Raw genomic sequence first — 19,391 nt, 5'->3', positions numbered from 1 at the left:
GCTTTGCGGTCCATCGCGACACAAGGCCGCTCCTACACCGACCGCGAGCCCCCCCCCCGGAATTGTCGGGTTTGCACGGTCATTGTAGGAGCGGCCTTGTGTCGCGATGGGCTGCAAAGCAGCCCCAAGAATCGCCCAGTTAACGCGGGATCACTGGCTGACGCGGCTTCTTGTTGCCTTTGCCACCCTTGGCCGCTTCCTTGCGCTCCTTGGCCGCCTGCTGGTTACGCGCAAACGCTTCGGCCTTGGCTTTTTCACGCTTGTCCCACGGTTTGCTGCCATCACTGCCACGCGGCGGCAGGCCGGTGTGCTGGGTAAGGACCTTCTGCTCCTTGCCCACCTTGTGGCTACCCGCCGGGGTCGAGTTCTTGCGGCGAGCACTCTGGTAGGTATCGGTCTGCGGCTGGTGCAGCGGGATCAGCTGGTGCTTGCCCGGCCCGATCAGGTCGGCACGGCCCATGCGCTGCAGCGCCTCACGCAGCATCGGCCAGCCCTTCGGATCGTGGTAACGCAAGAACGCCTTGTGCAAACGACGCTGCTCCTCGCTCTTGACGATCTCCACACCCTCGCTCTTGTAGGTCACCTTACGCAGCGGGTTCTTGCCCGAGTGGTACATGGCCGTGGCCGAAGCCATCGGCGACGGGTAAAACGCCTGCACCTGGTCGGCACGGAAGCCGTTGCCCTTCAGCCACAGGGCCAGGTTCATCATGTCTTCGTCGGTGGTGCCTGGGTGGGCGGCGATGAAGTACGGGATCAGATACTGCTCCTTGCCCGCCTCTTTCGAGAACTTCTCGAACATGCGCTTGAAGCGGTCATAGGTGCCAATACCCGGCTTCATCATCTTGTCCAGCGGGCCACGCTCGGTGTGCTCAGGGGCAATCTTCAGGTAACCACCGACATGGTGGGTGACCAGCTCCTTGACGTACTCCGGCGACTCCACCGCCAGGTCATAACGCAGGCCAGAGGCAATCAGGATCTTCTTCACACCCGGCAGGGCACGAGCCTTGCGGTACAGCTCGATCAGCGAGCTGTGGTCGGTGTTGAGGTTTTCGCAGATGCCCGGGAATACGCACGACGGCTTGCGGCAGTGCTTCTCGATGTCATGGCTCTTGCAGGCGATGCGGTACATGTTGGCAGTCGGGCCGCCAAGGTCGGAGACCACGCCGGTGAAGCCCGGCACCTTGTCACGCATCTCTTCGATTTCGTGCAGGATCGACTCGTGCGAGCGGTTCTGGATGATGCGGCCTTCGTGCTCGGTGATCGAGCAGAAGGTGCAGCCACCGAAGCAGCCACGCATGATGTTCACCGAGAAGCGGATCATCTCGTAGGCCGGAATGCGCTCCTTGCCGTAGGCCGGGTGCGGCACACGGGCATAGGGCATGCCGAACACGTAGTCCATTTCCTCGGTGCTCATGGGGATGGGTGGCGGGTTGAACCACACATCCACTTCGCCATGCTTCTGTACCAGGGCGCGGGCGTTGCCCGGGTTGGTCTCCAGGTGCAGCACCCGGTTGGCATGGGCATAGAGTACCGGGTCGTTACGCACCTTTTCGAACGACGGCAGGCGGATCACCGACTTTTCCCGGGTCATGCTCGGGCTGTCGAGAATCTGTACGACCTTGGCTTCGTTCGGGTCCTCCTGGTCGCCCTTGGCCTGCTCGATGGCACAGGCCTGGGTGTCCTGGGTATTCACGTACGGGTTGATGATCTTGTCGACGCGGCCCGGGCGGTCGATGCGGGTCGAATCGATCTCGTACCAGCCCTGAGGCGTGTCGCGACGCACGAAAGCAGTGCCGCGCACATCGGTGATGGTCTCGATCTTCTCGCCGTTGGACAGGCGCTGGGCCACCTCGACCACCGCGCGCTCGGCGTTGCCGAACAGCAGGATGTCGGCGCTGGCGTCGATAAGGATCGAGTGGCGGACCTTGTCCTGCCAGTAGTCGTAGTGGGCGATGCGGCGCAGCGAAGCCTCGATACCGCCCAGTACGATCGGCACGTGCTTGTAGGCTTCCTTGCAGCGCTGGCTGTACACCAGGCTGGCACGGTCCGGACGCTTGCCGGCCAGGCCACCAGGGGTGTAGGCGTCGTCGGAACGGATCTTCTTGTCCGCGGTGTAGCGGTTGATCATCGAGTCCATGTTGCCCGCGGCCACACCGAAGAACAGGTTCGGTTCGCCGAGCTTCATGAAGTCGTCTTTCGACTGCCAGTTCGGCTGGGCGATGATGCCCACGCGGAAGCCCTGTGCCTCCAGCAGGCGGCCGATGATGGCCATGCCGAACGACGGGTGGTCGACGTAGGCATCACCGGTCACGATGATGATGTCGCAGGAATCCCAGCCGAGCAGATCCATCTCCTCCCTGCTCATCGGCAGGAAAGGTGCTGGCCCGAAGCATTCGGCCCAGTACTTGGGATAGTCGTAGAGTGGTTTGGCTGCTTGCATGTCAGTGACCGGTTCTGGTGTGCAGGGAAATCGCGGGCGCGGAATATAGCACAAATTTTGACCAAATCCGACGATGGTTGTCGGATTCATGGCTTGCCTATACCGGGCTCATCGCCGGCAAGCCAGCTCCCACAGGAGATCACTGCCTTGAGGCCGGTGGAGCCCCTGTGGGAGCTGGCTTGCCGACGATGAGGCCGGTGGCTTATTCGTCGTCGTCGAAGTTGTACATGCCCGGCGCAAGGTTCTCGAAGCGGGTGTATTTGCCGATGAACGCCAGACGCACGAAGCCGATGGGGCCGTTACGCTGTTTACCGATGATGATTTCCGCCACGCCCTTGTGCTCGGTCTCAGGGTGGTACACCTCATCGCGGTACACGAACATGATCACGTCGGCGTCCTGCTCGATCGCACCGGATTCACGCAAGTCGGAGTTCACCGGGCGTTTGTTCGGGCGCTGTTCCAGGGAGCGGTTCAGCTGCGACAGGGCGATGACCGGGCAGTTGAATTCCTTGGCCAAAGCCTTGAGCGAGCGGGAGATCTCGGAAATCTCGTTGGTCCGGTTGTCACCGGCCGAACCCGGGATCTGCATCAGCTGCAGGTAGTCGACCATGATCATGGCGATTTCGCCGTGCTCGCGGGCCAGGCGACGGGTACGCGCGCGCATTTCAGAGGGGCTGATACCGGCAGTATCGTCGATGAAAAGCTTGCGGTCGTTGAGCAGGTTCACAGCCGAGGTCAGGCGCGGCCAGTCATCGTCGTCCAGCTGGCCGGAACGCACCTTGGTCTGGTCGATACGGCCAAGGGACGAGAGCATACGCATGATCAGCGATTCACCTGGCATCTCGAGGGAGAACACCAGTACCGCCTTGTCGGTACGCAGTACGGCGTTTTCCACCAGGTTCATGGCGAAAGTGGTCTTACCCATCGACGGTCGGCCGGCGACGATGATCAGGTCGGCTGGCTGCAGGCCGCTGGTCTTCTCGTCGAGGTCGGTGAAACCGGTCGATACGCCGGTGATGTCACTGTCGGAGTTGAACAGCGTGTCGATGCGGTCGATGGCCATGGTCAACAGTTCGTTGACACCCACCGGGCCGCCGGTTTTCGGGCGGGCCTCGGCGATCTGGAAGATCTGCCGCTCGGCGTCGTCGAGAATCTCTTCGGCGTTGCGCCCTTGCGGGTTGAACGCGTTGTCGGCGATATCGGTACTGATGCTGATCAGCTGGCGCAGGGTGGCGCGCTCGCGAATGATCGCGGCGTAGGCCTTGATGTTGGCTACCGACGGGGTGTTCTTGGCCAGCTCGGCCAGGTACGCCAACCCACCGACTTGCGAAGAAAGGCCTTCCTTGTCCAACTGCTCGTGCAGGGTCACCACGTCGAATGGCTGGTTGGCATCGGCCAACTTGTGCACGGCACGGAAGATCAGGCGGTGGTCATGCCGGTAGAAGTCGCCATCCGATACCTGGTCCAGCACCCGCTCCCAGGCATTGTTGTCCAGCATCAGGCCACCGAGCACGGCCTGTTCGGCCTCGATGGAATGCGGCGGCACCTTCAGGGCTGCGGTTTGCAGGTCTAGCTGTTCGGAGGTGGTGATCTCGTTCATGGCCACGAAAGAATTCTGGAGGATGAAAAAGACAAAGGGCACGGCCTGTCGAAAACAGGACCGTGCCCGATGTTAACCGCCTGACCCACAAGGAGCCAGCCAGTCAGCGCAGCTTAGGCAGCTACGACGACCACGCGTACGGTGGCTTCAACATCGCTGTGCAGGTGCACGGCTACGTCGTATTCGCCAACCTGACGGATGGTGCCGTTCGGCAGACGAACTTCAGCCTTGGCCACTTCAACGCCGGAGGCGGTCAGGGCGTCAGCGATGTCGTGGGTGCCGATCGAACCGAACAGCTTGCCTTCGTCGCCAGCGGTGGCAGTGATGGTCACTTCCAGCTCGGCCAGTTGGGCAGCGCGGCTTTCAGCCGAAGCTTTCTTGTCAGCAGCTGCTTTTTCCAGCTCGGCGCGACGCTCTTCGAACGCAGCCAGGTTGGCGGCGTTGGCAACGGTGGCCTTGCCGAATGGCAGCAGGAAGTTACGGCCGTAACCAGCCTTAACTTTTACTTTGTCGCCCAGGTTGCCCAGGTTAGCGACTTTTTCCAGCAGGATCAGTTCCATTTGGTAAAACCTCTTAACTTTTAACCTTCACCGTTCGCGGAGTCATTCCCCTTGGGGGACTTGCGACCGCGAAAATCAATCAGGCTGTCGACAATGGCCAGAACCACCAGCAACGGATAAATCAGCTGCATGATCAGCGGCAGCGTCACGTACATGCCCACCAGCCAGAAACCGGCCAGTCGACCCTGTGCCACCAGCCCATGCATCAAGGCGATGCCGGCCAGCACCAGTACCAGGCTGGAGGCCGATGCCAGGACGATGAACTGCGGCCCGATGAACGGGGCCACCACCATCACTGCCACCAAGACCGCCATGGTCTGTTTCGGCAACTTCAGGGCGCGAAACTCGCGACCGAAGCCTCCAGGGTTGTACAACGCTGCCTGCCAGTAGCGCGCCAGCACCAGGGCCAGCACACTGAACAATTGCACCGTCACTGCTGTGGAAGCGACCAGCACAGGGCGGATCAGCTCACCGGAGAGCACCGGTTGCCCTTCGATTTTCGGCATGGCTTCGGCAAACGCCTTGGCCAGCACATCGAAGGTTTGCGCCAGCGCCAGATCGAGCACGAGGCTGAAAGCCACGGCGAACACGGCACTGACCAGCAACACCCGGCTCCAGGGATGCTCGGCGCGCAACAGCGCAGCCAGGCCCAGGGCACCCGCGATCACCAGAAAGGTGATGGGATCGCCCATGACCCACACGGCCAGCCCGGCCAGCAGGCCGCCGGCGATGACCGTTGTAGCATCCTTGAACCCACGCCGCAGCAGCACAAGGCTGCCGGCAGCGGCACTCAACCAGAACAGCAGCGGCAGTACCGCGCTGATGACCACCACCAGGGTGGCCTGCACACGACCGCGCATGATGAAACTTGCTAACGCTCGCATGCTAATCCCTTACTGCTTGTCGACGACCCGGTCTCAGCGGCCGTGGCTGTCGGTGTAGGGCAGCAGGGCCAGGAAGCGGGCGCGCTTGATAGCGGTAGCCAGCTGACGCTGATAACGAGCTTTGGTACCGGTGATACGGCTTGGAACGATCTTGCCGGTTTCGGATACGTAAGCTTTCAGGGTGTTGAGATCTTTGAAGTCGATCTCTTTCACGTCTTCAGCAGTGAAGCGGCAGAATTTACGACGACGGAAGAAACGTGCCATTTAATAGGCTCCTCTAAAGGTCCGTGGATTACTCGTCAGCGTTATCGCTGGAGTCGCTGTCATTGCTGTCGTCGCCGTCGGCGGATTCAGCATGCTCAGGACGCTCACGACGCTCACGGCGCTCGCTGCGGTTTTCTTCAGCCTTCAGCATCTCGGACTGGCCGGTAACGGCTTCGTCACGACGGATGACCAGGTTACGGATAACGGCATCGTTGTAGCGGAAGTTGTCTTCCAGCTCGGCCAGGGCCTTGCCGGTGCACTCAACGTTCAGCATCACGTAGTGAGCCTTGTGAACATTGTTGATTGCGTAGGCCAGTTGACGACGGCCCCAGTCTTCCAGGCGGTGGATCTTGCCACCATCTTCTTCGATCAGCTTGGTGTAACGCTCAACCATGCCGCCGACTTGCTCGCTCTGGTCCGGGTGAACCAGGAAGATGATTTCGTAATGACGCATGAATGCTCCTTACGGGTTAGTAGTCTGCCAGCGAATCTGGTCAGACAAGGAGTGAATGACACTGTATGTCTTGCACGGAGGGGAGGCACATGCGCGCCTGCCAGCTCGGCAAGGGGCGCAATTGTAGAGAAGGCGAGACGTACAAGCAAGGTGATTGGTGAATATTTGAACAGCCTGAAAAATATTCAGAATGTGTCAGGGCCCATTCGCGGGCACGCCCGCTCCCACAGATCAACTGCTGCCTTTGGCATTGCAGATTACCTGTGGGAGCGGGCGTGCCCGCGAAGAGGCCGGCGCAGGTTATAGATCAGCGCTTGGCCTGACGCTGACGCACAGCCTCGAACAGGCACACGCCAGTCGCCACCGACACGTTCAGGCTGCTGACACTACCGCCCATCGGCAACTTCACCAGGAAATCGCAATGCTCGCGGGTCAACCGGCGCATGCCCTTGCCTTCCGCGCCCATGATCATCACCAACGGCCCAGTCAGGTCCTGCTGGTAGATCTCCTGCTCGGCCTCGCCGGCGGTACCTACCACCCACAGGCCACGCTGCTGCAGTTTTTCCAGGGTGCGCGCCAGGTTGGTCACAGCCACAAGCGGGATCACCTCCGCAGCGCCACAGGCCACCTTGCGCACGACCGGTGTCAGGGTTGCGGACTTGTCCTTGGGCACCACCACTGCCGTGGCACCGGCGGCATCGGCGGTACGCAGGCAGGCGCCAAGGTTGTGCGGGTCGGTCACGCCATCCAGCACCAGGATCAGCGGGGGTGTTTCGGTGCGCTCGAGCAACTCCTCGAGCATCAACTCGCCCCAGACCTGGCTCGGGCTCACCTCGGCGACCACACCCTGATGCACGCCCTCTACCCAGGCATCCATCTCACGGCGCTCGGCCTGGCCGACCGCCACGCGATTTTCCGCGGCCAGCGCCAGCAGCGCCTGCAGGCGCGGCTCGCTACGCCCTTCCGACAGCCAGATCTGCTTGACCCGCTTCGGATGGTGCTGCAGCAATGCCTGCACGGCGTGCACGCCGTAGATCTTTTCCAGCTGACTCATGACTTGCTCTTGCTCTTGCGTGGCGCGCCGGACTTCGGCGGGCCTTTACGGTGCTTGGTCGGCTTGCCGGAGGCCTTGCCACCCTTGTCCGACTTGCTGCTGGCATGGCCGCCACTGCGCGCCTCGCTCATCAGCGCCTTCTTCATTTCGCGGCTCTTGCGCACTTCGGCGTTACGCTGCACAGCGTCTTTCGGGAAGTACGCCTCGGCGGCCTCGCTCTTGCGGCTGCGCGGCTTCGGCGTGGCCTTGGCCTCGACCGGGGCCTGCTCGGCCTGGCCGGCAGCCGGTGCGGCACCACGCTGCTTGCGGCCGATCGGGGCGGCGAGGGTCTTTTCCGACACTTCGAAGTCGATCTTGCGCTCGTCCAGGTCGACGCGCATGACCTTGACCTCGATCGTGTCGCCCAGGCGGAAGCTGCGCCCGGTACGCTCGCCAGACAGGCGGTGGTGCACCGGGTCGAAGTGGTAGTAGTCGCCCGGCAGCGCACTGACGTGCACCAGGCCTTCCACATAGATATCGGTCAGCTCGACGAACAGGCCGAAACCGGTCACCGCGGTGATCACACCCGGGAAGGTCTCGCCCACGCGGTCCTTCATGAACTCGCACTTGAGCCAGTTGACCACGTCACGGGTGGCTTCATCGGCCCGGCGCTCGGTCATCGAGCACTGCTCGCCGAGCTGCTCGAGAGTGTTCTCGTCGTACGGGTAGATACGCGCCTTGGGAATGCTCATGGCGCCAGCACGCTTGACGTGCGGGGTGTCGACCCTGGAACGGATGATGCTGCGGATGGCGCGGTGCACCAGCAGGTCCGGGTAGCGACGGATCGGCGAGGTGAAGTGGGTGTACGCCTCGTAGTTCAGGCCGAAGTGGCCGTTGTTGTCGGTGCTGTACACCGCCTGGCTCAACGAACGCAGCATCACGGTCTGGATCAGGTGGAAGTCCGGGCGCCCGGCGATGCTCGCCAGCAGTGCCTGGTAATCCTTCGGCGACGGGTCCTTGCCCTTGTGCAGGGTCAGGCCCAGTTCGCCCAGGAAGGCGCGCAGCTTTTCCAGACGCTCCGGCGGCGGGCCGTCGTGCACGCGGTACAGGGCCGGCACGCCATGCTTCTGCAGGAATTCGGCGGTGGCCACGTTGGCCGCCAGCATGCATTCCTCGATCAGCTTATGGGCGTCGTTGCGCACGGTCGGGCGGATTTCCGCGATCTTGCGCTCGTCACCGAAGATGATGCGGGTTTCCTGGGTCTCGAAGTCGATCGCGCCACGGGTGTGACGGGCCTCCACCAGCACCTTGTACAAGTTGTACAGGTTCTTCAGGTCCGGCACGACTGCCTTGTACTCCTCACGCAGCGCCTTGCCCTCACGGGTGCGGGAGTGCTCGAGCATGCTGCTGACCTTGTTGTAGGTCAGGCGGGCGTGGGAGTGGATGACGCCTTCGTAGAACTGATAGTCGACCATCTGGCCGGCTTTGTTCATGGTCATTTCGCAGACCATGGCCAGGCGATCGACATGCGGATTCAGCGAGCACAGGCCGTTGGACAGCTCTTCGGGGAGCATCGGTACCACGCGCTCGGGGAAGTACACCGAGTTGCCGCGCTGCTGGGCCTCGACGTCCAGGGCCGAACCCAGGCGCACATAGCTGGACACGTCGGCAATGGCCACATACAGGCGCCAGCCGCCGGAGAACAGGCGCAGCTTGCCCAGCGGCTCGCAATAGACGGCATCGTCGAAGTCGCGGGCGTCCTCACCGTCGATGGTGACGAACGGCAGGTGGCGCAGGTCGACGCGCTTCTCCTTGTCCTTCTCTTCGACTTCGGAGCGGAACTTGCGCGCTTCCTTGATCACCTCTTTGGGCCAGACGTGCGGGATATCGTAGCTGCGCAGGGCAACGTCGATTTCCATGCCCGGCGCCATGTAGTTGCCGATGACCTCGACCACATCGCCTTGCGGCTGGAAGCGCGGGGTCGGCCAGTGGGTGATCTTGATCTCGACGAACTGGCCGATCTTGGCACCGCCGTTGCGCCCGGCAGTGACCAGCACTTCCTGCTGGATCTTCGGGTTGTCCGGGGTCACGTAGCCGATACCGCCTTCTTCGAAGTAACGGCCGACCACGCTTTCGTGGGCGCGGGAGATGATTTCGACCAGCACGCCTTCACGGCGGCCACGGCGGTCGACGCCAGAGACGCGGGCCAGGCCGCGGTCACCGTCGAACACCAGGCGCATTTGCGACGGGCTGAGGAACAGATCTTCGCTGCCGTCGTCCGGAATAAGGAAGCCGAAGCCGTCGCGGTGACCGGAGACGCGGCCGCAGATCAGGTCCAGCTTGTCTACCGGGGCATAAGTGCCGCGCCGGGTATAGATAAGCTGGCCATCGCGCTCCATGGCACGCAGGCGGCGGCGCAGGGCTTCGATCTGGTCTTCGTCGTAAAGACCGAACTCGGCCGCCAGCTCCTCGCGTGCGGCCGGTTCGCCACGGTCGGCGAGGCGCTGCAGGATCAGCTCACGGCTGGGAATAGGGTTGTCGTATTTTTCCGCTTCGCGAGCGGCCTCGGGATCGAGGGATTGCCAATCGGCCATCAGAAGGGGTTCACCTTGGGGTATATAGATAGGAATTCTGGCATAGGCGTATTGAAACCGGAAATGTCAGCCTTGGACAGCCCCACCGGCGTGTCTGGCGAGGACGAATAGGCCTGCGGAATCAACAAGTTGAATTTTTTGAAATTTTTTTTGCTTGGGGGGTTTACAGCCCCCCGGACCGTCCGTATAGTGCGCACCACAACGACGGACAACCCCGAAGTTGTAGTAGAGATGAGCGGTGCTGTAAAGCATCAAGTAATCTCGAATGTGTGCCCAGGTGGCGGAATTGGTAGACGCGCTGGTTTCAGGTATCAGTGGCTTAACGGCCGTGGAAGTTCGAGTCTTCTCCTGGGCACCAAATATTTTCAAGTAACAGATGACCAAGGATCTGTTACTACTGTGTGAAAGCGAACGATAGTCGCCTTCCTCAGATGATGTAAAGCTTTGCCCAGGTGGCGGAATTGGTAGACGCGCTGGTTTCAGGTATCAGTGACTTAACGGTCGTGGAAGTTCGAGTCTTCTCCTGGGCACCATACAAAAACCCACTAGCTTGCTAGTGGGTTTTTTCTTGCCTGCGATTTTTGTATCCCTCCTCTTTCGGTCATAGGTGCAAACCTGTGCCGCCCTCTTCGCGGGCGCGCCCGCTCCCACAGAATCATCACAGGCCTTCCGGCTAGTGAAATACCTGACACCTTCAGACTGTTACACCATGGTCTGACCATGAATTTCTCGTCACCCGGCCACTTGAGAAACGATTTCGTTTACCATTGTTTCCAAATATGTAGCCGTAAGCGAGGAAGTACCCGCATGACGATCCGCCCGCAACCGCTGATGCGTACCTTGGCCGCCGCCGTGCTGAGCCTGGTCGTTGGCGCTCCGGCCGCCATGGCAGACGCACCGGTCACCCTGACCATGTACAACGGTCAGCACAAGGAAATCGGCGAGGCCATCGCCAAGGCCTACGAGGCCAAGACCGGCGTCCACATCAATATTCGCAAGGGCAGCAGCAACCAGCTGGCCAGCCAGATCATCGAGGAAGGCGAACGCTCGCCGGCCGACATCATCTACACCGAAGAGTCCCCTCCCCTGAACAACCTGGGCGAACTGGGCCTGCTGGCAAAGATCGATGACGCCACCGCGAACATGATGCCCAAGGAGTATGTAGGCGCCAACGGCACCTGGATGGGCATCACCGCCCGTACGCGCATCGTCGTCTTCAACCCGAAGAAGGTCGACGAGAAAGACTTGCCGACCACAGTGATGGACTTTGCCAACCCCGAGTGGGAAGGCCGCGTCGGCTATGTGCCCACCAGCGGCGCCTTCCAGGAACAGGCCGTGGCCATCCTGAAGATGCACGGGCGAGAAGCCACCGAAGAATGGCTGACCGGCCTGAAGGCATTCGGCAAGACCTACACCAACAACATGGTCGCCCTCAAAGCCGTGGAAAAAGGCGAAGTGGCTGCGGTACTGGTGAACAACTACTACTGGTATGCGCTCGAGCGCGAGCGCGGCAAGCTGGACACCAAGCTCTACTACCTGGCCGATGGCGATGCCGGCAACCTGGTCACCATTTCCGGCGCAGCCGTGGTCAAGGCCAGCAAGCACCCGAAAGAAGCCCAGGCGCTGCTCAACTGGATGGCCAGCGAAGAAGGCCAGCGCGTGATCACCCAGACCACCGCTGAGTACCCGCTGCACAAAGGCATGGTCTCCGACCGCGGCCTGAAGCCGTTCGAAGACCTGCGCCCACCGAAGATCTCACCAGCCGACCTGGGCAATGCCGAGGAAGCGATCGAGCTTGAGCGCGAGGTCGGCCTGCTCTGATGACTGCCGCCCTGTCCGAGCCGGTGCCGGTACGCTTCGTACCACACCGCAAGCGCCCTTCCGTCTGGGTTGTATTGCCTGTGCTGTTCCTGGTAGCGATGAGCTTGCTGCCTTTGCTGTACGTTGCCATGAAAGCCTGGGAGGCCGGCTGGCGCGAAGCCTTGCACCTGCTGTGGCGGCCGTTTGTCTGGGGGCTGATGCGCAACACCCTGATGCTGATGGTCGGGGTGACGCTGACCTGCATGGTGGTCGGCCTGGCCCTGGCCTGGCTGCTGGAGCGCAGCAACCTGGCCGGCCGCCGGTTGTGGGGCGTGGTGCTGTGCCTGCCGTTCGCCGTGCCGTCGTTCGTCAGCAGCTTCACCTGGGTGTCGCTGAGCTCGGACTTCGAAGGACTGGGCGGGGCGATCATGGTCATGGCCCTGTCCAAGTACCCACTGGTGTTCCTGCCGGTGGCCGCGACCCTGCGCAACCTCGATACCTCGCTGGAGGAATCGGCACGTACGCTGGGCTGCAGCCGCTGGGGCGTATTCATCAAGGTCACCCTGCCGCTGCTGTGGCCGTCGATGCTTGGCGGCGCGCTGCTGATCGCCCTGCACATGCTGGTGGAGTTCGGCGCCTTGTCGATCCTAGGCTTGCAAACCTTCACCACGGCGATTTACCAGCAGTTCGAACTGGAGTTCAGCAATGCCAACGCGGCCATGCTGTCCGCCGTGCTGTTGGCGATGTGCCTGGTGATGCTGTGGCTTGAACTGCGGGTACGTGGCAAGGCCCGTCACGTGCGCATCGGCCAGGGTGTGGCGCGACGAGCACAACCGGTGCGGTTGCGTGGCTGGGCAGTGCTGGCGCAACTGTTCTGCGTGGGCCTGGCGGTGTTGGGCAGCGGTATTCCGCTGGCCATGCTCGGCTACTGGTTGAGCGTGGGTTCATCGGCGGCATTCCCTGTTGCGGCCATTTCCAAGGCGCTGTTCACCTCGTTGTCGGTGTCGCTGGGGGGTGCCGGTTTCTGCGTGTTGCTAGCCCTGCCAATCAGCTTCCTGGTGGTGCGCTACAAGGGCCGCCTGGCAATCTGGGCCGAGCGCCTGCCATACCTGTTGCACGCCCTGCCCGGCCTGGTGATTGCCCTGACCCTGGTGTTCTTCGCCCTGCATTACGTGCCGGCGCTGTACCAGACCATGGCACTGTTGCTGCTGGCCTATGCGCTGCTGTTCCTGCCGCTGGCGCAGTCGCCGGTGCGCACCGCACTGAACAAGGCTTCGCCGACGCTGGAGGAAGCCGCACGCACCTTGGGCGCGAGCAGCTTTGCCGCGTTTTGCCGGGTGACCTTGCCGATCATCTTCCCGGCCATGGCGGCAGCCTTTGCCCTGGTGTTCCTGGATGCCATGAAGGAACTGACAGCTACCTTGCTGCTCAGCCCGACCGGCATGACCACCCTGGCGACCGAGGTATGGGCGCATACGGCCAACGTCGAGTTCGCGGCGGCAGCGCCTTATGCGGCGTTGCTGATTGTGGTTTCGGGGTTGCCGGTATATCTGCTTACAACACGGATGTATTTGAACAAGACTTGAAAGCTTGCCCAGGCCGCCATGCGGCCTGGGCATTAAGCCACCTGGGCAACTCACTTCTTGGACATGATCCGCAAGCCCCGCAGAAACAGATTGATAATGTCTAGATACAGCGATGCAGCGCTGTCTATTGCATTATCCACGGTACGCTCAATCTGGTTCGCACGCCCCCAATCAACCCCGATATAGCCACAGAAGATCACTGCTGTGATCCAATCCATTACTGCCAGATTGACGCCGAATAGCCAAACCTGCACCAACTCAATGAAAATCGCAACTATCAAAGCTATGAACAATGACGCCTCGATGCGCTTGAAGAAGCGGGGAAACGCGGTACCCAGCAACATCATGGCCACGGTTAGCAAGGCAGTAGTTTGTACTGCCTTCACGATGGTTTGATGAGAATAGTTCGGGAGCACAACGACAAGCAACAAGCCGATCGGAATCACGATCAGATTGTAGCCGAGGAAGCTGTAAAGCGGTTTTTCTGACTTGAAGATAATGGCGACCCCCGCCATCGCCATGATCATGTAGCCAACCAAGAACAGCATCATGGGGACGGCCCGAACAATCTCGGCTGGCACGATGATTACCAGGTACCAGTTGACGGAAAAGCCCCATACCAGTACTGCGCCAAGGATGAAGTTATAGGTGTTCGCCGAAATTTGATGATTGGTTCCGAGTCGGTTGAACGTTTCGTTCTCCAGCATGTCTGTTACGCTCCCTGGATCTATTGGATCTATGCTTGTAAATACTGTCCGCAATTACGTGTGCTCAACGCCACCTGGCTAAGCAACTGCTGTTTCGCGGCGGCGGCGACTTATGCGGCGTTGTTGATCGTGGCATCGGGTTACCGGTGTATTTGCTGACTTTACGGATGTATTTGAATAAGGCGGAGAACGGGTCCAGGCTGATAAGCAGCTTGGATTTCCGAAAAGGCGTACGCAGACTAGGAGTCACCCAAGCTATTTGGGACTCCCCCCCCAAAATCAACACTGCCGAATGCGATCAAAGAAATTACCGCTACCCCCCAAGTTATCACAAGCACACACCGCATCCGACAAGGAAACTCCTTTACTTGTTGCAGATCCGCGAGACCTCGCCTGGCAAATGCGCGAGGAATTATCAGTAAAGTTGAAACTGTACAAATCCTCATCACTTTTCCTAACAAACCTGCCAGCAAATAGACCGCTCTGTTCCCCTGCACGAATTGACTTTTTGACAGCAACGATTCAATCCGATCTATATAGCGAATCGCTATATAGATCAACACAGAAAAAGCCACGACTAATACTACAAAAAGGAAAAGTGCGAGCATGTTTACTCCCCTCTGCAACGCTCGGGCATTGTCGTCTGACGGTTGCGCCTGAAAAGCTCATGGCGGATTAACGCTGTCGCCTCGAGGCCCGGTTGACACTAGCCAGTTCCCTGTGCCAAGCCACGCAATAGCACGCACCCACCAAAGCAAAATTTGGGAAATTGCCTACAACATCGGGTAAAAATCATGAAGACCATGATCGCTAGGTGCGCACCGCGCTGAACAAGGTTTCGCCGACGCTGGAAGAAGCTGCGCGCAGCGCTGAGTGCGTGTCGCGCGAATTGCGCTGATTCTATTATTCAGCGCAGGAGCACCTACCCAGATAAAATTCAATAGCCGATCAATTTCAACCAACTCCAAAGACCAATGAGCGACAAAAAAATAGCGACATTAACAAACCACAAGCCAACAAGCATACGGCGCAAACCACCAGGAAATCTCTTTACATCCTGAAGATCCAGAAGTCCTTTCCGAATGCAAATTGCCCTCATCGACAACATCACGGACGCCGAGCCTGTGCGCATCACTTTACCGAGCAAACCAGCGTGACCAAAAATCTTTTTATTACCAGAAACCATCGAGCTATTAGAAAGCAATGATTCTATTCGACTCACATATCTAACTGAAACATAAACCCATATAAATATTACCATGAACATAGCCACCATCAAAGGAAGGCCTAGCCACCTGGCATCGAAACCAATCATTGCGTCACCTCATATAACATCTCACCAAATATCTCACCGATATCACCTACGACCGAACTGCCTGCCGCGCCACCAACAGCGCCTCCAATCACAAATCGGCTTTTTATCTCCTTATCAAACGCTCAACTTAACCCCAACACCAATTGAGTTCATAACAGTAACCACTAGTAAGATAAAGCGACAGCAGGTTGACATAAGCACTACGTTACCGACCCAACAAATCAACTACACGAAATCTGCCAAACTTAGACCCGGCAAATTCTGACCCAACAATAGAACACTATAAGAACACCAAACACTGACACATGAACCAGCCAAAGCCCCACCAACGCACGCTTGATACGAACGGGGAACGCCAACACTTCCGAAGAGCTTACCAAACCTCTACGCGCATATAACGCAGCCATAGACAACATTAGCGCAACAGAACCAACGCGCATAACTTTGCCAAGCAAGCCAGCACTGGAATACATTTTTTTATTCCCCAACACAAAGGAGCTTTCAGAAAAAAAAGATTCAATGTATTCAGCGTACCGCCAGGCGATATAAAGCCAAGCAAGCATAGTAGAAATTACGATTGTGAACAAAAATAGCCAAATTGCTGCCTCTTGATTATCCGTCATCGTGTATTCTCATACAAAATTGTCCCAACCCTTTCCCCTGCCATACTTCCAATCTCTCCGCCCACTACTCCTCCCGCCGCACCACCTACAACGACGCATGCCAATGCCCCGGTCCCACCTGTTGGAATACCGAGAACAACAGCACATACTGTAGTCCCTATAAATGCGCCAACAGTACCACCGTACCCACTTACAACCACACTACCCACCAAGGCGCTTCCCTCAACATATTTCACTCTACGACAATCATCCTCACGCCCAATTACACAAGCCCTATGTATTTCCAAACCTGCCGATGCAACGTCCAGCGCGGTTCCTATGTATGCACCTCGCTTTATCAGGTTTGCTGCTCGCGCGACACCGGTTACTTTTTCCGCATACCTCGAAATTTCCCCTGTCCGAAGGTAGCTCTTAGTGGAAATTTCTAACATTTTCTTTATAGAACTCTGATTTTTAAGCGCCCTGCGCCATAGGCAGTCACTTTATCGAGTTGCTCCTCAAGCTTCGTGAATAGTGCTGTGCGCCTAGCATAAAACTGGTCGCGCGCATTCAACGCCCCACTTCCCATATATGTGCGATGTAGTTTCTCAATCTCTTCTAGCGTCCCTTTGATGGAACTCAAACTCCTGCTCCAGGCATCGCTAGCCGCGCCAACCCCCATAGAGGCATGAGCTAACACACTCTTAAGCATCTCGAAATTATCCAAGAAAAATCCGTCAACACCTCCGCCGTTGATTTCGATGTCATGGTGTATTCCAACCGCCTTACCCATGAGAAAAGCTTCATGACTGGTGCAGGAGGGGGTGCTTGGATCACCCACGATCACGAGTTCGCCAGGGATAACGACGCTATTGGCAATATGCGCATTCAACACATCAAACTTTGCCCGCTGATTGGCCGACATCGGCGTGCCGGCCTTCAACGACTCATAGGATTGTGCCTGGGGATTGATGAAGCTACGTGCCTCGGACATAGTCGCACCTCACGCATATTTCTTGTTGCTGATGCGATCCCAGCCGCCGGTCACGTTACCGCCCGCGCTACCATCGAGGCGCTTCTGCCGCGTGTAGGTGGTCTTGATGCGGCCATAGTTGAGCTGCACTACTTCCACCGGCACGCCAGCATTGGCGCTTTGGGCGTAGTCGGCGATGATCACTTCTTCGAGAACGACTTCGTAGTACTTGAGCTTTTCGGTACCGGCCCGGCACACCACCAGCTTCACTTCCTTCAGGTGCTGGCCGGCACAGCTGGCTTCGAGCAGCTTGCAGCTGGCGCTGTCCAGGTACTTGGTGAAGGTGAAGTTGGTGAGCGTGGTACGCCCGGAAGATGCGCCACCTGCAGAGCTTGCGGTGGCAGAAGTGCTCTGGTTGGCACCGAACTTGTAGCCGATGATTTCGATCCAGTTGGCGTACTGCTCGTCCAGTGCCTCACCAGCGATTTCGTTGATTTGAATATAAGCATCGAAAGCCATGCTTACCTCTCCCTGGTAATGTTTGGGCTGATAACGACAACGCTCTGATATTGTCGTCTTGCGGTTGTGCCTGAAAAGCTCACGGCGGTTTAGCGCTGTCGCCTCGAGGCCCGGTTGACACTAGTTCCCGGTGCCAAGCCACGCAATAGCACGCGCTCACCAAGGCAAACTTTGGGAAGTTACCTACAACATCAGGTAAAAATTCTGATTTATCAGGTAAGAATCTGCTGCTTATCGACGCTCGAAACGATGGCCCTGCAAGTTGCTCAGCATCCGCCGCACGATCACGCCATGACCCCATCCAACCGGTACCATGTACAAACGCCCAAAGGTGTTGAAGCACTTCACCGAGGTGGTCACGTTCAACTGCGGGAAGCCGCACTCCCCTGTCGACACATCCATGCAGACCATGACGGCCAAGTGCGTATCGCGCGAGGTCAGCACCAGTTGCTGGTCGCTGATGGCCTCGACAGTGAAGAAGTCCAGACCCTCGCCGACGGCTGGTACATGCTCTGGATCGCGGCGAGTGAAGCCGTGGATATCGGCGACATTGAAACGACGTGAGATGTAGTCGCGAATTTGAAAAGCCAAGGCCAGCCAGCCGGGGACGTCCGAGGTCATGGCGCAGTAGGCTTGCAGGGCGGTCAGCGGTACCGTCAGCTGCACGCTGTCAGTGTGGAGAAAATCAAGGCATGCCTTGGCGGCGACCAGTTGGGCGGACATGAGCAACTCCCTTTGTCATGTGTCGCCGACAGCTTAGCAACATGACTCGCTGTAGGAGCGGCCTTGTGTCGCGAAAGGGCTGCGCAGCGGCCCCGGCATTTTCAGCGTTCAAGCAGATATCCCGGGGCTGCTGCGCAGCCCTTTCGCGACACAAGGCCGCTCCTACAGGGACCGCATCAAGCTCTGAATTGCCCCAGGCTGGCACGCAGCTGTGCCGCCAGGTCATCCAGCACCTTGCTACTGGCCGTTGTCTGCATCACCACCTCGGCCGAGCGTTCGGCCTGGGCGTGTATGGTTTCTACCCGTCCACGCACTGCCTGCGCCCCGCTCGCCTGCTGCTCGGCCGCTCGGGTGGCCAGACCGATGGCTGCATGCACCTGCTCCACCGCCGCCTGCACCGACTGCTGACGGCGCTCGTTGTCACGCAGCACCAGCAGCCCTTCGCTGGCCTTGAGCCCGGCCTGGCTGATAGTTGCCACGGCTTCCTTGGCGCCCTTCTGCAGCGCGGCGATGTGCGCCTGGATATCCCCAGTGGAGCTTTGCGTCTTGCTCGCCAGCGCCCGCACTTCGTCGGCCACTACGGCAAACCCGCGCCCGGTTTCGCCGGCTCGCGCAGCTTCGATGGCGGCGTTCAGGGCCAGCAGGTTGGTCTGCTCGGCAATGCCGTGGATCACCGTCAGCACCACTTCGATCTGCTCACTCTGCTTGGCCAAACGCTCGATCACCTGGGAACCCGCCTCCACCTGGCCCGCCAGGTTTTCGATCAAGCCTGCCAGCTGGGTCGAGGTGCGGCTATTCTCGTCGGTGGCCTGGCGGATATCCACCACCTGCTGCAGGGCCGCCTGCATCGCATGGCTTTCAGCCTGGGCTTCGTCGGCCATGCTCGACAGGTCGCGCAGACTGGCCGCCACTTCATCGCGCTGCAACGCGGCGGCGGCATCGGCTCCGGCGTTGCGCTGGGCCATCGCACCAATTTCCACACCGGTGCGCTGCGCCACTTCACCCGCCTCGCGCACGATAGGCTGCAACTTGTCGACGAAGCGGTTGACCGCCGACGCCATGTCGCCGATCTCGTCGCGGCTGTCGAGGGGCACGCGCTTGGTCAGGTCGCCTTCGCCAGCCGCCAGGTCGTCGAGGGCAGCAATCAACAGGCGTAGCTTGCTCAGCACCCGGCGGCCAAGAACAACAGCCACCACCACCAGCACGCCAAGGCCGACCAGCACCAGGCCCAGGCCGATGCGCCAACGCAGCTCGGCGGCAGCATCGCGCACGGTCTGTGCGGTGTTGGCCTGCATGGCGGCGGCACTGCCCTGCGCCTTCTCCAGGCGCTCGCGCAG

At 59.5% G+C, this 19,391-nt stretch carries 16 protein-coding genes, 2 tRNA genes and 2 pseudogenes; 4 read left to right on the top strand and 16 right to left on the bottom strand.

The annotated features are described in order from the left end of the window. Window positions 1-139: 139 nt before the first annotated feature. The 8 genes from ACLCGK_RS14765 to rnr form a co-directional block, all read right to left on the bottom strand. Window positions 140-2,440: a YgiQ family radical SAM protein gene (locus ACLCGK_RS14765; protein WP_013974417.1), complete on the bottom strand. Its 2,301-nt coding sequence runs from the start codon at window positions 2,438-2,440 to the stop codon at window positions 140-142. Between the two features lie 202 nt (window positions 2,441-2,642). Next, window positions 2,643-4,040: a replicative DNA helicase gene (dnaB, locus tag ACLCGK_RS14760; RefSeq protein ID WP_015271992.1), complete on the bottom strand. Its 1,398-nt coding sequence runs from the start codon at window positions 4,038-4,040 to the stop codon at window positions 2,643-2,645. 113 nt (window positions 4,041-4,153) lie between these two features. Beyond that, entirely contained in the window at window positions 4,154-4,600 is a 447-nt protein-coding gene (gene rplI, locus ACLCGK_RS14755; protein ID WP_003249568.1) for a 50S ribosomal protein L9, read from the bottom strand. Between the two features lie 20 nt (window positions 4,601-4,620). Next, the gene (locus ACLCGK_RS14750; protein WP_003259010.1) at window positions 4,621-5,484 is read right to left on the bottom strand and encodes a hypothetical protein; all 864 of its coding nucleotides are present in this window, start codon (window positions 5,482-5,484) and stop codon (window positions 4,621-4,623) included. Window positions 5,485-5,517: 33 nt separating this feature from the next. After that, a complete protein-coding gene (rpsR, locus tag ACLCGK_RS14745) occupies window positions 5,518-5,748 on the bottom strand; it encodes a 30S ribosomal protein S18 (RefSeq protein WP_003249563.1) in 231 nt (76 codons plus the stop codon). A 28-nt stretch (window positions 5,749-5,776) separates the two neighbouring features. Next, a complete protein-coding gene (gene rpsF / locus ACLCGK_RS14740) occupies window positions 5,777-6,202 on the bottom strand; it encodes a 30S ribosomal protein S6 (protein ID WP_013974420.1) in 426 nt (141 codons plus the stop codon). Between the two features lie 307 nt (window positions 6,203-6,509). Beyond that, window positions 6,510-7,256 carry a 23S rRNA (guanosine(2251)-2'-O)-methyltransferase RlmB gene (gene rlmB, locus ACLCGK_RS14735; RefSeq protein ID WP_003259007.1) on the bottom strand — a complete coding sequence of 249 codons (747 nt, stop codon included), beginning with the start codon at window positions 7,254-7,256 and terminating at the stop codon, window positions 6,510-6,512. After that, window positions 7,253-9,829 (bottom strand): ribonuclease R, encoded by a 2,577-nt coding sequence (gene rnr, locus ACLCGK_RS14730; protein WP_410952257.1) that lies wholly within the window; start codon window positions 9,827-9,829, stop codon window positions 7,253-7,255. Before rnr ends, rlmB begins: the two co-directional genes overlap by 4 nt. Window positions 9,830-10,100: 271 nt before the next feature. Between rnr and ACLCGK_RS14725 the strand changes: the two genes are divergently transcribed. The 4 genes from ACLCGK_RS14725 to ACLCGK_RS14710 all read left to right on the top strand — a co-directional run bounded on the left by ACLCGK_RS14725 (window position 10,101) and on the right by ACLCGK_RS14710 (window position 13,215). Next, window positions 10,101-10,187 (top strand) — tRNA-Leu (locus ACLCGK_RS14725). Between the two features lie 88 nt (window positions 10,188-10,275). Beyond that, window positions 10,276-10,362 (top strand) — tRNA-Leu (locus ACLCGK_RS14720). Between the two features lie 274 nt (window positions 10,363-10,636). Further along, window positions 10,637-11,650: an extracellular solute-binding protein gene (locus tag ACLCGK_RS14715; RefSeq protein WP_054572153.1), complete on the top strand. Its 1,014-nt coding sequence runs from the start codon at window positions 10,637-10,639 to the stop codon at window positions 11,648-11,650. Next, entirely contained in the window at window positions 11,650-13,215 is a 1,566-nt protein-coding gene (locus ACLCGK_RS14710; RefSeq protein ID WP_367245433.1) for an ABC transporter permease, read from the top strand. The genes ACLCGK_RS14715 and ACLCGK_RS14710 overlap by 1 nt, the downstream gene beginning before the upstream one ends. A 50-nt stretch (window positions 13,216-13,265) precedes the next feature. Here ACLCGK_RS14710 and ACLCGK_RS14705 read toward each other — a convergent pair whose 3' ends face one another. The 8 genes and pseudogenes from ACLCGK_RS14705 to ACLCGK_RS14670 all read right to left on the bottom strand — a co-directional run. Beyond that, a complete protein-coding gene (locus ACLCGK_RS14705; protein WP_367245434.1) occupies window positions 13,266-13,922 on the bottom strand; it encodes a Bax inhibitor-1 family protein in 657 nt (218 codons plus the stop codon). A 937-nt stretch (window positions 13,923-14,859) separates the two neighbouring features. Next, window positions 14,860-15,237 carry a hypothetical protein gene (locus ACLCGK_RS14700; protein WP_410952256.1) on the bottom strand — a complete coding sequence of 126 codons (378 nt, stop codon included), beginning with the start codon at window positions 15,235-15,237 and terminating at the stop codon, window positions 14,860-14,862. 245 nt (window positions 15,238-15,482) lie between these two features. Further along, window positions 15,483-15,860, bottom strand: a complete 378-nt coding sequence (locus ACLCGK_RS14695; protein ID WP_367245436.1) for a hypothetical protein — start codon at window positions 15,858-15,860, stop codon at window positions 15,483-15,485. Next, window positions 15,857-16,833 (bottom strand): annotated as a pseudogene (locus ACLCGK_RS14690) (hypothetical protein). The gene ACLCGK_RS14695 and the pseudogene ACLCGK_RS14690 overlap by 4 nt, the downstream one beginning before the upstream one ends. A 9-nt stretch (window positions 16,834-16,842) precedes the next feature. Further along, the gene (locus tag ACLCGK_RS14685) at window positions 16,843-17,331 is read right to left on the bottom strand and encodes an Hcp family type VI secretion system effector (RefSeq protein WP_367245438.1); all 489 of its coding nucleotides are present in this window, start codon (window positions 17,329-17,331) and stop codon (window positions 16,843-16,845) included. A gap of 231 nt (window positions 17,332-17,562) precedes the next feature. Next, window positions 17,563-18,054 carry a DUF2867 domain-containing protein gene (locus ACLCGK_RS14680; protein ID WP_410952255.1) on the bottom strand — a complete coding sequence of 164 codons (492 nt, stop codon included), beginning with the start codon at window positions 18,052-18,054 and terminating at the stop codon, window positions 17,563-17,565. Between the two features lie 176 nt (window positions 18,055-18,230). Then, window positions 18,231-18,935: a methyl-accepting chemotaxis protein gene (locus ACLCGK_RS14675; RefSeq protein ID WP_371053067.1), complete on the bottom strand. Its 705-nt coding sequence runs from the start codon at window positions 18,933-18,935 to the stop codon at window positions 18,231-18,233. Window positions 18,936-19,136: 201 nt separating this feature from the next. After that, a pseudogene (locus tag ACLCGK_RS14670) lies at window positions 19,137-19,349 on the bottom strand (methyl-accepting chemotaxis protein); the annotation flags it as partial. Window positions 19,350-19,391 lie beyond the last annotated feature (42 nt).

Source organism: Pseudomonas sp. S1(2024), assembly GCF_046557535.1.
This window is presented reverse-complemented; position numbering and strand designations above follow the sequence as displayed.